The sequence below is a fragment of the Priestia sp. D3YE.R1 genome (assembly GCF_049199565.1).
Lineage (GTDB): Bacteria > Bacillota > Bacilli > Bacillales > Bacillaceae_H > Priestia > Priestia aryabhattai.
Map to the genome: position 1 here is coordinate 155686 of NZ_JBLTHW010000001.1, position 14065 is coordinate 169750.

Below are 14065 nucleotides of genomic sequence, written 5' to 3' on the forward strand. Positions count from 1 at the left end.
ATGATTTTGTGCTCAGTGTAAAAATTCTCGAACGGGGCTTTTCCAGCGAATAGGAGCATTTGGGTACATGTCGTGTACGTGATTTTCCAGCAGCTTGAAATCTTGTTTTTGCAGTTCATGTAATCGAGATGGATCGGTTAACACCATTGTAATTGATAAAGATTCTGGTTCATTGGGATTGCTGTATTTTTCTCCTTCAAATAAAATACCTTTATACGTTAATAGAAAATTTTTGCGGATATTCGTTTTTTCGTCGACGACAAAAAATTGCTGATGTTCCTGAGCTGCTACAAGCTTCCGCTTTGGACTGCGAAAATGCTGAACCAGCTTTAATAGTGTGTAAGCAACAAGCGCGAAAATGAACACGCGAACGATAACAATAACAAACATAACGCTCCCTCCTTTACAAGGCACAGTTTTCTTACTTTACGTTTCAGTCTCTAAAAAGTTTCATGATTTTTGATATAATTTCTTTATTGGTTTACAAAGAAGAAGATATACATAATTACAGGAGTGATTACATTGAATTTACAACAGCTATTTACCATGCAGCGTCAGCTGGATCAGCATATAGAAGATAAGCATCAGCTTCATAAGGAAGACTTGGTTCCGAGAAAACTTTTAGCTCTGCTTGTTGAAATGGGAGAGCTGGCAAACGAAACGCGCTGCTTCAAATTTTGGAGCGTCAAACCTCCGGCTGAAGATGCTGTTATTTTAGAAGAATTTGTGGACGGCGTACATTTTATTCTGTCTTTAGGGATTGAAAAAGGATACGATGATTTAACTGAGTTACCAAATGCAAAAGCAGGTGATTCAAAAACAGCACAATTTTTACAGTTGTTTGCACAAGTTGCTGCTTTCGAGCAGGATCTGTCGAAAGAAAACTATGTGAACATGTTTGTATCTTACATGACGCTTGGCGATATGTTTGGTTTTTCCGCTGAACATATTGAAGAGGCGTACATCTCAAAAAATGAAGTGAATTTTAAACGCCAAGAACAAGGATACTAGAAATAAAGGGATGGGAAATTTTACTTCAACCTCTTTTTAGCTATAATAGAGGTATACATATGAAAGGGGTAATCCATATGACAAAGTTAGATGAAACATTAATGATGCTTAAAGCACTAACAGATGCAAAAGGAATTCCTGGAAATGAACGTGAACCGCGTGAGGTTATGAAGAAATATATTGCACCTTATGCAGATGAAGTAACGACGGATGGGCTAGGCAGTTTGATTGCGAAAAAGGTGGGCAACGAACAAGGGCCTAAAATTATGGTAGCCGGCCACTTAGATGAAGTAGGTTTTATGGTGACTCAAATTGATGAACGCGGCTTTATTCGTTTTCAAACGGTAGGCGGATGGTGGTCTCAAGTCATGCTTGCTCAACGAGTAACCATCGTTACATCTAAAGGAGAGGTAACGGGGATTATTGGCTCAAAGCCTCCTCATATCCTGCCTCCAGAAGTTCGCAAAAAGCCAGTTGACATTAAAGATATGTTCATCGATATCGGCGCTTCTAGCAGAGAAGAAGTAGCGGAGTGGGGAGTGAAACCTGGTGATCAGGTTGTACCTTATTTCGAATTTACGGTTATGAACAACGAAAAGATGCTGCTAGCGAAAGCCTGGGATAACCGTATAGGCTGTGCAATCGCTATCGATGTATTAAAAGCTTTAAAAAATGAAGCGCATGAAAATGTTGTGTATGGTGTGGGAACAGTGCAAGAAGAAGTTGGACTTCGAGGTGCAAAAACATCCGCTAACTTTATTGAACCGGATATTGCATTTGCTGTTGATGTGGGCATCGCGGGAGATACACCTGGCGTTTCTGATAAAGAAGCTTCTTCTAAAATGGGAGATGGTCCGCAAATCATTTTATATGATGCTTCCATGGTCTCTCATAAAGGACTTCGAGATACAGTGGTAGATGTGGCAGATGAATTAAATATTCCGTATCAATTTGATGCAATCGCTGGAGGCGGTACGGACTCAGGTTCTATTCATATTTCAGCTAACGGGGTGCCAGCACTTTCGATTACAATTGCAACTCGTTATATCCATTCTCATGCAGCGATGCTTCATCGTGATGATTATGAAAATGCAGTTAAATTAATTGCGGAAGTGATTAAACGCTTAGACCGAGAAACGGTTAACGCAATTACGTACAATTAAAAAAAGCTCATTCTCCTAGGAGAATGAGCTTTTTGTTGTACATAGGAAAAGGTTATTTATTTTAAACCGTTTTCAAGCGTTGTCAGAATTTCTTCTTTTTCTGATTCCGGAGACTTTTCCCAAAGCACCTCAAATAAAACACCAAGTCCAGGGAGCATTTTTTCTTCACCGCTTTGAATAGCGTCAGAAATTGTAGCCTCAAGCTCTTCTTTTGAGTTTCCTGAAACGTTTGCAATAACAGCATTTCGTAAATTAAGATCCATCATTTTCACCTCAGCTATCGTAAAGTTACCAATAGTTTTTGTTTTCTTTGCGATTTCTATGTACAATAAAGTGAAACTTATCTAATGATTATTGAACAAAATGTAATCGAACTATTTATTTTTGTATAGATAAAGGAGTTATGTTTGTGAAACAAATTGATTCAGTTAAAAATCCGCAGGTAAAAGCGTGGAAAAAGCTGCATAATAAAAAAGACCGTGATAAGCAGGGCCTTTTTATGGTAGAAGGCTTTCATTTAGTAGAAGAGGCTATCAAAAATAACGATTGCGTAAAGGAACTAATTATACGCGAATCGACCGAAGTGCCCGCACAGTGGAATATAGACGGTATCGAAATAACCGTTGTAAACGAAGCAATTATTAAATTATTATCTGACACAGAAACACCTCAAGGAATTATTGCCGTGTGTGTTCAAACAAAGCATGCAGAAATCATTCATACAGCACAGAAAGTATTTCTTTTAGATGCAGTGCAAGATCCAGGTAACCTAGGTACGATTATTCGAACCGCTGATGCTGCCGGAGTGGACGCTATTATCGTTGGAGAGGGCAGCGTGGATGTGTACAACCCAAAAGTCGTTCGTTCAACGCAAGGAGCTATTTTTCACCTTCCAATTGTAAAAGGTGATTTACTCGAAATGATTTCACTGTTAAAAGAAAGAGGCATCGCAGTTTACGGCACGTCGTTACAAAATGGAAAGGTCTACACACACGTAAAACCTTCAAACGAATTTGCGCTGATTGTGGGAAATGAAGGAAAAGGCGTAAGCGAGAAAGTGTTGGAACAAACGGATCAGAATCTGTACATTCCCATCTATGGAAAGAGCGAGTCGCTAAATGTTGCCATCGCTTCTGGAATCTTACTTTATTATTTACGCGGAATGTAGTTGCATCGAGAACGTGTTTTCACTATAATAATACAATAGTTACATATGTAAAAAACGATGAAAGAGAGCAGTAGCTTATGTCCGTTTATGCAGGGAGAAAATGCCGTGACTGAAAGCATTTTTATAAGTGTAATAAGTGAATTCACCTCTTGAGTTGACACTTAGACCATCTTACATAGATGTAAAGGTGTTCCGGAGATTCCGTTAACTTGAATGAAGTGAACTGTATACGTCTGTGTATATAGTTAACAAGGGTGGTAACGCGACTAATCCTCGTCCCTTTTTTGGGAGGAGGTTTTTTTATTTGTCATTTTTTACGTTAAAAGGAGGAATAAGTGATGAAAGAACGTTTACAAGAACTTCAACAAGAAGCAATTGCAAAAGTCGAAGCGGCAAGTGCTTTAAAAGAATTAAACGACGTACGCGTAGCTTATTTAGGAAAGAAAGGCCCTATCACAGAAGTACTTCGCGGTATGGGAAAACTTTCAGCTGAAGAGCGTCCTGTAATGGGAGCACTTGCAAATGAAGTACGTGAAGCGATTGCATCTAAAATTGAAGAAAAACAAACGGCGTTAGAAGCAGCCGAGGTAGAGCGTAAACTTGCTTCAGAAACAATCGACGTAACGCTGCCGGGACGACCTGTTAAAGCAGGTACGCATCACCCGCTAACAAGCGTGGTTGAAGAAGTAGAAGATTTATTCTTAGGAATGGGCTATGAAGTAGCAGAAGGACCGGAAGTAGAGCAGGACTACTATAATTTCGAAGCGCTGAACTTGCCAAAAGGTCACCCAGCACGTGATATGCAAGATACGTTCTATATTACGGAAGAAACGCTTCTTCGTACGCATACATCAACTGTTCAAGCTCGTGTTATGAACAAGAATGAAGGCAAAGGACCTGTTAAAATTATTTGCCCGGGTAAAGTGTACCGCCGCGATGACGATGACGCTACGCATTCTCATCAATTCATGCAAATTGAAGGTCTTGTAGTAGACGAAAACATTCGTATGAGCGATTTAAAAGGCACGCTTGAAGTATTTGTGAAAAAGATGTTCGGTGCAGACCGTGAAATTCGTCTTCGTCCAAGTTTCTTCCCATTCACTGAGCCGTCTGTAGAAGTAGACGTATCGTGTGCAAAATGTGGAGGTAAAGGCTGTAATGTATGTAAACAAACAGGCTGGATTGAAATTTTAGGAGCAGGCATGGTTCATCCAAATGTCCTTGAAATGGCTGGATACGATTCAACTAAATATCGTGGATTTGCTTTTGGAATCGGTGTAGAGCGTATTGCTATGTTAAAACACGGCGTGGATGATATTCGTCATTTCTATACAAATGATGTTCGTTTCTTAGATCAATTTAAACAAGTATAAAGGAGGGACTACGATGTTTGTATCTTATCGTTGGTTACAAGAGTATGTTGACTTATCAGGCATAACGGCAGAAGAGTTAGCTGATAAAATCACAAAAAGTGGAATTGAAGTTGAAGGTGTAGAAAACTTAAATAAAGGCATCAGCGGAGTAGTAATTGGTCACGTTGTCGAACGTGAACAGCATCCAAATGCGGATAAATTAAGCCGCTGTCAAGTAGATCTTGGCGGAGGAGAGATCGTTCAAATCGTGTGCGGAGCACCGAACGTGGCACAAGGTCAAAAAGTAGCGGTTGCAAAAGTGGGAGCTGTACTTCCAGGTAACTTTAAAATCAAGCGTGCTAAGCTTCGCGGTGAAGAATCGAACGGTATGATTTGTTCTCTTCAAGAGCTTGGCATTGAAAGCAAGCTTGTAGCAAAAGATTACCAAGAAGGAATCTTCGTCTTCCCAAGCGATGCTGAAGTAGGAGCGGATGCACTAGATGCACTAAACTTAAACGATGAAGTATTAGAACTAGGGCTAACACCAAATCGTTCAGACTGCTTAAGTATGTTAGGCGTAGCGCATGAAGTAGCGGCTATTTTACGTCGCGAAGTGAAGTATCCGTCAGTAAACGTGCAAACGTCTGATGAGCAAGCGTCTGATTATATTTCCGTTGAAGTAAAGGCAAAAGAAGACAATCCGCTTTACGTAGCGCGCGTTGTGAAAAACGTAAAAATTGCTCCGTCACCACTATGGATGCAAACGCGTTTAATGGCAGCTGGCATTCGACCTCATAACAACGTAGTTGATATTACTAACTATATTTTGCTTGAATACGGTCAGCCGCTGCATGCTTTTGACTACGATCGTCTTGGTTCAAAGGAAATTGTTGTGCGTCACGCGTCAGAAGGCGAGAAGTTTGTAACGCTTGATGACCAAGAGCGCGTATTAAAAGGCAATCAGCTTGTCATTACAAACGGAAGTGAGCCGGTAGCACTTGCAGGTGTAATGGGCGGAGCAAACTCTGAAGTAAAAGACGATACGGTAAATGTTCTCATTGAATCAGCTTACTTCAAAGGCTTAACGGTTCGCCAAGCTTCAAAAGACCACGGTCTTCGCAGTGAGGCAAGCGCTCGTTTTGAAAAAGGAATTGATCCTAACCGTACGCGTGTAGCCGCTGACCGCGCAGCAGAATTAATGGCTGAATACGCTTCAGGTGAAGTGGTAAGCGGTACTGTGGAAGTAGATACACTAACTGTGGAACCTGCTGTTGTAGCTGTGTCACTTGGACGTATTAACGATGTGCTTGGTACAGAGCTATCAATGGAAGAAGTACAAGACATTATGAACCGTCTTCAATTTAAAAACAAAGTGGAAGACGAAACCATTGTTGTAACAGTGCCAACCCGTCGAGGCGATATTACAATTGAAGAAGATATCGTCGAGGAAGTAGCGCGCATGTATGGTTATGACAACCTTCCTACAACGCTTCCTGTAACAGTGGCAACTCCAGGGAAATTAACGGAGTATCAGCTTGGACGCCGCAAAGTTCGCCGTTTCTTAGAAGGAGCGGGACTAGCGCAAACAACAACATATTCGTTAACGAGCACTGAAAAAGCTACTCAGTTCGCACTAAATGCAACAAGTACGATTGGTTTAGCAATGCCGATGAGTGAAGATCGCAGCATCCTTCGTCAAAGCTTAGTGCCTCATTTGCTTGAAGCAGTGAAGCATAACAACGCTCGTCAGTCGGATTCTATTGCGCTATACGAAACAGGCTCAGTGTTCTTATCTAAAGGTGAAGGAGAATTACCGGATGAGCAGGAGCGCGTAGCTGGTGCAATCACGGGTCTATGGCATGCTCACGGCTGGCAAGGTGAAAAGAAAGCCGTTGATTTCTATGTGATTAAAGGTGTACTAGAAGGGTTATTTGCACAGCTTGGTTTGGAGAAACGAATCTCATATGCTCCCGTTAAAAAAGACGGTATGCACCCTGGACGTACAGCGGCTGTATGGTTAGATGAAAAAGAAATTGGATACGTAGGTCAAGTTCATCCTGTTGCTCAGAAACAGTATGGTCTTCGTGAAACATACGTATTTGAATTACACCTTCAAGAGCTATTAGCTGCAGATGTCGAAGAAGTTCGTTATGCAGCTATTCCACGATTCCCATCTATTACGCGTGATATTGCACTTGTTGTAGATAAAAACGTTCTTGCAGGAGAAGTTCAGCGCGTCATCTATGCAGCGGGCGGAGAACTTTTAAAAGATGTAACGGTGTTTGACCTATATGAAGGAGAGCGTATGGAAGAAGGCAAGAAATCTGTAGCTTTCTCTTTACGTTACTTAGATCCTGAACGTACGTTAACGGATGAAGAAGTAGCAAAAGCACATGGTGCAGTGTTAGAAGCTGTTGAAAAAGAATTTGGTGCAACGCTTCGTTCATAAGAATAAAAAAAGAGATGTGGATTTCCACATCTCTTATTTTTTAGCTAATTTTAAAGCTTTTTCTGTATTAGCAAAATGAATTTTAGCTAAAGAGTTCAGCGCACTGACGCCATGTTTTTTAATGATTTTAGCAGCGGCGATATCAACTTGTGCCCCAGCTCCGCGAGGAATGACCATCCCGGTCTTTTCCGTCAGTAAATCCATTTGTTTTAAAAATGCGTATCTGGCAATAATGGAAGCAGCAGCTACAGACAAATGAACGCTTTCTCCTTTTGTACTGAAAAAGACGTTTTCTTTGATAATCTCTTTTTCCTTTACGATGTGTTTATAATAGGTGTTTTTTTCAACAAACTGGTCAATTAAAATCGCATCAGGTTTTTCAGGATCCAATTTTTTTAACACGTTGGATAAAGCTTTGTTGTGCAACAGAGCTTTCATTTTACCTTGTGACATGCCTTTTTCTTGAAATGCATTATACTTTTCGTTATGTAAAACAAGCAAACTATAGGGAATAAACGAAACAAGCTGCTTGGCAATTTCAATGATTTTAGCATCCGTTAACTCTTTTGAATCTCGTACTCCTAATTCTTTTAACAAAGGAAGCTGCTCTTTTTGAACATAGGCAGCAACTACGGTCATAGGGCCAAAATAATCTCCCGTCCCTACCTCGTCAGAACCGATGACCGATAGTGAGCTGAAGTTTGATGGGAGATGTGAGACAGGAGCCTTTTTCGCAGCATCTAAAGGGCCCCCCCACTTAGCCGCTTCTGTTTCAGCTTCTTTTCCTTGAAAAAGTACTTTTCCAGAGCGGTACGCAGTGATAGAACAGCCGGGGGTTTTAGCTGCAAAAATACTTCCCTGCGGAAGTTTGGGCTGTAAATAGGATGTGTAATGAAGCTTCATTTTAGCTATTTGATCAGCTGATACCTTAATAACAGCATGTGACATAATGCTTCACTCCTTTCGGGGTATTTTAGTTTACTTTATAAGCACTATCCCTTATGATAGCTTAAATATAGATATGTTTCCATTGAAGTCTTCTTCGTGGTATGATAGGGATTAGGATTTTTCGTGGAACGGAGGATTTTCTCGTGTCAAGACAAGATAAAACACGTGCGACAGTTGACATCTTTGGTCAGCAGTACAGCATCGTCGGTAGCGAAAGTACAAGCCATATTCGACTTGTCGCCTCTATAGTGGATGAAAAAATGCGTGAAATCAGTACTAAAAACCCTTCTTTAGATATCAATAAATTAGCAGTATTAACAGCTGTGAATGCTGTACACGAATATATAAAACTGAAAGAAGATTATGAGAGACTTGAACAAAAACTTTATGGAAAAGAGGAATGACTGAGTCAATGCTTAATATCATTTTAATTATATTGCTTCTTTTAGGCTTTGTAACAGGTCTTAAAAGAGGGTTTATTTTGCAGCTCATTCATATTGTCAGTTTTGCGGTTTCGTTTATCGTCGCTTATATGTTTAGTGGAGATTTGGCAAGCCGACTTCGCTTGCTGATTCCGTTTCCGGACAATATTCAGCAGCAAAGTGTCGCATCGTTTGTATTTGATTCTGGAACGATAGAAGACGCTTTTTATCGAATGATTGCATTTGCGATTTTATTTTTTGCTACTCACATTGTACTTCGCCTTGCAGGCTCTGTTTTAACGGCTTTAACCGAACTGCCAATTCTGCGCCAGTTAAATAAATGGGGCGGAGGTGCACTTGGATTCGTTGAAGTGTATATCATCGTTTTTATTTTGTTATACATTGGAGCCGTGATTCCGGTAAGTGAAATTCAAACGCCAATTCAACAGTCTTCAATTGCAATCAATATCGTACAAAATACTCCATATTTATCGTCTGCGATTCAAGATTTGTGGACACAGTATGGTGTAATGTAATGAAATTACAATAGCTTGTTGAGAGGGTGTGTCGAAAGTGTCATAATACTTTTGAGATACCCTCTTTTTTTATCGCAGTCTGTTCTGCGGTTTTCACGGAGATAAAAGTATGTCTAGATAAACATTTGAGAGAGTAGATATGTCACTCATCATGTTTTTGAAAGGTTCGTTATTATGATAATAGGCTGGTGAAAAGAGATGAATAAAAAGGATATTATTAAATTGTTAGAAACAATTGCTACATATATGGAATTAAAGGGAGATAACCCTTTTAAAATTTCTGCTTTTCGAAAAGCAGCTGCAGCGCTAGAAACAGACGAGAGAACGCTGACAGAGATTGAGGATTTTACAAAGCTCCAAGGAATTGGAAAAGGAACGGCTGCAGTCATTACAGAGTATATGGAAACAAATGAATCAAGCGTACTAGAAGAACTAAAGCAAGAAGTTCCTGAAGGACTTATTCCTCTGCTTAAGCTGCCGGGGCTTGGAGGTAAAAAAATTGCTAAATTATATAAAGAGCTAGATATTCGAGATATGGAATCACTGCATCAGGCGTGTATGGAAAATCGAGTGCAGGGACTAAGCGGTTTTGGTAAAAAGACGGAAGAGAAAATTATCGCTGCTATTGAAGAGTTTGGGAAGCGTCCTGATCGTTTGCCTCTTGCTTTTATGCTTCCAATAGCGGAAGAAATTTTAGAAGCCCTTAAACAGATGCATAGCATTGAGCGTTTTTCTCAAGCAGGGAGCATCCGCCGCATGAGAGAAACCGTAAAAGATCTTGATTTTATTATTTCAACAGCTGAGCCTCATGCTGTCCGTGAACAGCTAGTATCGCTGCCAAATGTGAAGGATGTCATTGCAAATGGAGATACAAAAGTATCGGTAACGTTAGCTTATGAGTACGATGTATCTGTGGATTTTCGTCTTGTAGAAGATAAAGCGTTTGCCACGACGCTTCATCATTTTACAGGATCAAAAGATCATAACGTGCGCATGCGTCAATTAGCAAAAGAACGCGGTGAAAAAATTAGCGAGTATGGCGTTGAAAATGCGGAGACAGGCGAAGTCATGACATTTGAGTCTGAACAAGCATTCTATGAACATTTTGGGCTGTCTTTTATTCCGCCGGAACTTCGTGAAGATGGAACGGAAGTAGACGCATTTATAAAGCCACAAACGCTCGTGACCTACGGTGCCGTAAAAGGTGATTTGCATATGCACTCTACGTGGAGCGACGGGGCGTATTCAATTGAAGAAATGGCGGAAGCATGTCGCGCGCGAGGCTATGAATACATGGCGATTACAGACCATTCTCAGTATTTAAAAGTAGCTAACGGTCTAACGCCTGAACGCATTCGCAAACAGCGTGAAGAAATTAATCGTTTAAACGCACAGTTCGATGATTTTACAATACTAGCAGGAATTGAAATGGATATTTTGCCCGATGCAACACTTGATTATGATGATGAAATGCTAGCTGAGCTAGATTTTGTTATTGCGTCCATTCACTCTAGTTTTTCACAATCACGCGAAGAAATTATGAATCGCTTAAAGCGAGCGTTAAATAATGTTCATGTAGATTTAATCGCTCATCCGACCGGTCGTTTGATTGGTCGCCGCAACGGATATGATGTAGATATTGATATGCTAATTGAATTAGCTAAAGAAACAAAAACGGCTCTTGAGCTAAATGCGAATCCAAACCGTTTAGATTTAGCCGCTGAGCACATAAAAAAAGCACAAGAGGCAGGAGTTAAAATTGCGATTAATACAGATGCTCACAATCTAGACATGTTAGAGCATATGGAAATTGGAATATCTACGGGAATTAAAGGCTGGCTTAAACCAGAAACGGTATTAAATACGTATAGCCTCAAAGAATTAACCGCCTTTTTAAATCGACATAAATAAGCAACAGGAGGAATCAGTTTTGCAATCACGTATTTTCCATGTACTAGAGTTTAATAAAGTTAAGGAACAGCTTCAGAAAAAAGTAGCTTCTTCTTTAGGCCGAGAAAAAGTAGCGAATTTGATTCCCTCGACTCAGTATGAAGAAGTAGTCAAATGGCAGGAAGCAACAGATGAAGCTACAACCGTGCTGCGATTGCGTGGCAACGTACCGCTAGGAGGCATCTTTGACGTTCGACCTAGCGTAAAGCGCGCTGAAATTGGAGGAACGCTAAGCTCTAATGAACTTCTTGATGTAGCAAGCACTATTTATGCTGCAAGACAAGTTAAGCAATTTATCGAGCAAGTAGTAGAAGACGAAGATTTACAGCTTCCTATTATAACTGAACATATCGAAAAACTAATGCCTCTTCCTGAGGTAGAACAAACAATTAAAATGAGCATTGACGAGAATGGTACAGTGCTAGACGGTGCAAGCGACCAGCTAAGAGGCATTCGTCAAAAACTTCGTTCAACGGAGTCTCGTATTCGCGAAAAGCTAGAAAGTCTTATTCGCTCCTCGTCTGCTCAAAAAATGTTGTCAGATGCGATTGTTACCATTCGAAACGAACGTTTTGTTATTCCTGTTAAGCAAGAGTATCGCAGTGCGTATGGAGGCATTGTGCACGATCAGTCTTCATCTGGAGCAACGTTATTTATTGAGCCACAGGCGATTGTGACGTTAAACAATGAGCTTCAAGAAGCAAAAGTAAAAGAAAAACAAGAAATTGAGCGTATTCTCATTGCTCTAACCGTTCAGGTAGCGGAAGTGGCAAATGAACTCCGTCAAAACGTTTATCTGTTAGGTGAGCTGGACTTCATGTTTGCTAAAGGGCGCTATAGCCATGAGCTAAAAGCTTCAAAACCTAAAATGAACGACCGAGGCTATATTAAGTTAGTGAAGGCAAAACATCCTCTTATTGCACAGGAAGATGTCGTTGCGAATGATATTGAGCTAGGTGATCAATATACGTCTATCGTTATTACAGGACCAAATACCGGCGGTAAAACCGTCACGTTAAAAACACTTGGATTATTTACGTTAATGGCTCAAGCAGGTTTGCAGATTCCTGCGCTGGATGGATCGGAAATGGCTGTGTTTAAACACGTATTTGCTGATATTGGAGATGAGCAGTCCATTGAACAAAGTCTGAGTACCTTTTCATCTCATATGGTCAACATTGTAGATATTTTACAAAAAGTAGATCATGAAAGTCTGGTCTTGTTCGATGAATTGGGAGCAGGAACAGATCCTCAAGAGGGTGCAGCGCTTGCGATTTCGATTTTAGATCAAGTATATGAAAGAGGCGCTCGCGTAGTTGCGACTACTCACTACCCTGAATTAAAAGCGTACGGCTATAACCGTGAAGGAGTGGTCAATGCTAGCGTAGAGTTCGATATTGAAACATTGAGTCCTACTTACAAGCTGCTGATTGGTGTACCGGGCCGAAGCAATGCTTTTGAAATTTCAAAGCGTTTAGGTTTAAGTGCAGAAGTAATTGAACGTGCCAAAGGCTATATTGGCTCAGAAACAAATAAAGTAGAAAATATGATCGCTTCTCTTGAAGATAGCCGCCGTCAATCTGAACACGAGCTAGAAGAAGCTGAAGAGCTAAGAAAAGAGGCTCAGAAGCTTCATAAAGAACTACAGAGTCAGATTATTGAGTTTAATGAAAAACGAGACAAGCTGTACGAAAAAGCTGAAGAAAAAGCTCAAGCCACAGTTCAAGCAGCATCTGAAGAAGCGGAGAAAATCATTAGCGATTTGCGTAAAATGAGTCAAAAAAATCATGCGCTTGTAAAAGAGCATGAATTGATTGAAGCGCGTAAGCGTCTAGAAGATGCGGTTCCAACTCTTGAAAAAAGTAAAAAGAAACCGGCTGTGCCGAAAAAACAAGAGCGCACTCTTCAAGCTGGAGATGAAGTGAAAGTCTTAAGCTGGGGACAAAAAGGAACGCTTGTGGAACAAGTAAGCAATAATGAATGGCAAGTACAAATGGGAATCATGAAAATGAAGGTGAAAGAAAAAGACCTCCAATATATCAGTTCCCCAAAACCAGTAGAAACAAAGCCGCTTGCTATGGTAAAAGGAAAAGATTATCATGTAAATCTAGAACTGGATTTAAGAGGAGAGCGCTATGAAAATGCGCTGATTCGAGTTGAAAAATATATTGATGATGCTTTGTTAGCCAACTATCCGCGCGTTTCGATTATCCACGGTAAAGGAACTGGAGCTCTTCGTAAAGGTGTACAGGAATATTTGAAAAATCATCGTTCTGTTAAAAATATTCGTTTTGGAGAAGCTTCTGAAGGAGGTTCTGGCGTTACGGTTGTGGAATTTAAATAAAAGAATGTTGAAATAAAGGTGTCAGTTGATGCGCTGAACAAGCATATATGAAGATAGAAAATCCGACATGGCTTATGGACTATGCTGGATTTTCTATCTCTTTTAAGAACGATACAAGTATAGGAAAGAGACCTGTCAGTTCATTGCGTGGAGTGTAATATAAATTAGGAGTGATGCAAAAATGAGGGATTTTTGGAAAGACCCGTATATTGAATCCGCCGCTTATTACAGCGTGGTTGTCTTGAGCATTGTCGTCTTTCTTGTTGTGTTTGAGCTCGTTACCAAGTATAAGAACTGGGAAGAGATTCAAAAAGGAAATATGGCTGTTGCGATGGCAACAGGTGGGAAAATATTTGGATTAGCTAATATTTTTCGCTATTCGATTGAGCATAACGACAATTTGTTACGAATGCTCGGATGGGGAATATATGGGTTCGTTCTTTTACTAGTCAGCTATTTTATTTTCGAATTTTTGACGCCGAAATTTCGAATCGATGATGAAATTGAACAAGATAACAGAGCCGTTGGGTTTATTTCACTTGTTATTTCAATCGGTATGTCCTATGTAATAGGAGCAGGGATAGGATAGGAGAGAGTCATGGAGAAGTTAGCGAAAATTTTACTCGTTTTATGCGGAGTGTTTATGCTTATTGGTCTTATCTATTTATCTATATAGCTTTTCCTAACATGGTGATGACAGCAAAAAAGCTGGCCTTAAAGCA

General features: G+C 40.2%; 13 protein-coding genes and 1 other annotated feature. Of the genes, 10 read left to right on the plus strand and 3 right to left on the minus strand.

Annotation, left to right across the window (positions count from 1 at the left end; translation table 11 throughout):
• Positions 1-12: 12 nt before the first annotated feature.
• Complete coding sequence (locus ACOZIR_RS00805) at positions 13-390, minus strand: hypothetical protein (protein WP_045291158.1); 378 nt, start codon at positions 388-390, stop codon at positions 13-15.
• Positions 391-522: 132 nt separating this feature from the next.
• Between ACOZIR_RS00805 and ACOZIR_RS00810 the strand changes: the two genes are divergently transcribed.
• Both ACOZIR_RS00810 and ACOZIR_RS00815 read left to right on the plus strand, forming a co-directional pair.
• Positions 523-1011: a dUTP diphosphatase gene (locus ACOZIR_RS00810; RefSeq protein ID WP_045291156.1), complete on the plus strand. Its 489-nt coding sequence runs from the start codon at positions 523-525 to the stop codon at positions 1009-1011.
• Between the two features lie 77 nt (positions 1012-1088).
• Positions 1089-2174: a M42 family metallopeptidase gene (locus ACOZIR_RS00815; RefSeq protein WP_045291154.1), complete on the plus strand. Its 1086-nt coding sequence runs from the start codon at positions 1089-1091 to the stop codon at positions 2172-2174.
• Positions 2175-2230: 56 nt separating this feature from the next.
• On the opposite strand, the gene sspI is transcribed toward ACOZIR_RS00815, so the two are convergent.
• Positions 2231-2437, minus strand: a complete 207-nt coding sequence (sspI, locus tag ACOZIR_RS00820; protein ID WP_013059420.1) for a small acid-soluble spore protein SspI — start codon at positions 2435-2437, stop codon at positions 2231-2233.
• Positions 2438-2577: 140 nt separating this feature from the next.
• Here sspI and ACOZIR_RS00825 point away from each other — a divergent pair, with 140 nt between their 5' ends.
• The 3 genes from ACOZIR_RS00825 to pheT all read left to right on the plus strand — a co-directional run bounded on the left by ACOZIR_RS00825 (position 2578) and on the right by pheT (position 7143).
• Complete coding sequence (locus ACOZIR_RS00825) at positions 2578-3342, plus strand: TrmH family RNA methyltransferase (protein WP_421535490.1); 765 nt, start codon at positions 2578-2580, stop codon at positions 3340-3342.
• Positions 3343-3390: 48 nt separating this feature from the next.
• Positions 3391-3626 (plus strand) — a binding site (T-box leader).
• 54 nt (positions 3627-3680) lie between these two features.
• Entirely contained in the window at positions 3681-4715 is a 1035-nt protein-coding gene (gene pheS, locus ACOZIR_RS00830) for a phenylalanine--tRNA ligase subunit alpha (protein WP_014458064.1), read from the plus strand.
• A gap of 13 nt (positions 4716-4728) precedes the next feature.
• The gene (gene pheT, locus ACOZIR_RS00835) at positions 4729-7143 is read left to right on the plus strand and encodes a phenylalanine--tRNA ligase subunit beta (protein ID WP_045291149.1); all 2415 of its coding nucleotides are present in this window, start codon (positions 4729-4731) and stop codon (positions 7141-7143) included.
• Positions 7144-7176: 33 nt separating this feature from the next.
• Here pheT and rnhC read toward each other — a convergent pair whose 3' ends face one another.
• The gene (rnhC, locus tag ACOZIR_RS00840; RefSeq protein ID WP_421535491.1) at positions 7177-8091 is read right to left on the minus strand and encodes a ribonuclease HIII; all 915 of its coding nucleotides are present in this window, start codon (positions 8089-8091) and stop codon (positions 7177-7179) included.
• A gap of 143 nt (positions 8092-8234) precedes the next feature.
• Between rnhC and zapA the strand changes: the two genes are divergently transcribed.
• The 5 genes from zapA (at position 8235) to ACOZIR_RS00865 (ending at position 13932) form a co-directional block, all read left to right on the plus strand.
• A complete protein-coding gene (zapA, locus tag ACOZIR_RS00845) occupies positions 8235-8495 on the plus strand; it encodes a cell division protein ZapA (RefSeq protein WP_013059415.1) in 261 nt (86 codons plus the stop codon).
• Entirely contained in the window at positions 8492-9049 is a 558-nt protein-coding gene (locus ACOZIR_RS00850; RefSeq protein ID WP_014458067.1) for a CvpA family protein, read from the plus strand. Before zapA ends, ACOZIR_RS00850 begins: the two co-directional genes overlap by 4 nt.
• Before the next feature lie 198 nt (positions 9050-9247).
• Entirely contained in the window at positions 9248-10960 is a 1713-nt protein-coding gene (gene polX, locus ACOZIR_RS00855; protein ID WP_045291145.1) for a DNA polymerase/3'-5' exonuclease PolX, read from the plus strand.
• 19 nt (positions 10961-10979) lie between these two features.
• The gene (locus ACOZIR_RS00860) at positions 10980-13343 is read left to right on the plus strand and encodes an endonuclease MutS2 (protein WP_045291142.1); all 2364 of its coding nucleotides are present in this window, start codon (positions 10980-10982) and stop codon (positions 13341-13343) included.
• Positions 13344-13524: 181 nt separating this feature from the next.
• Positions 13525-13932 carry a DUF350 domain-containing protein gene (locus tag ACOZIR_RS00865; protein WP_013059411.1) on the plus strand — a complete coding sequence of 136 codons (408 nt, stop codon included), beginning with the start codon at positions 13525-13527 and terminating at the stop codon, positions 13930-13932.
• The last annotated feature ends 133 nt before the right edge of the window (positions 13933-14065 follow it).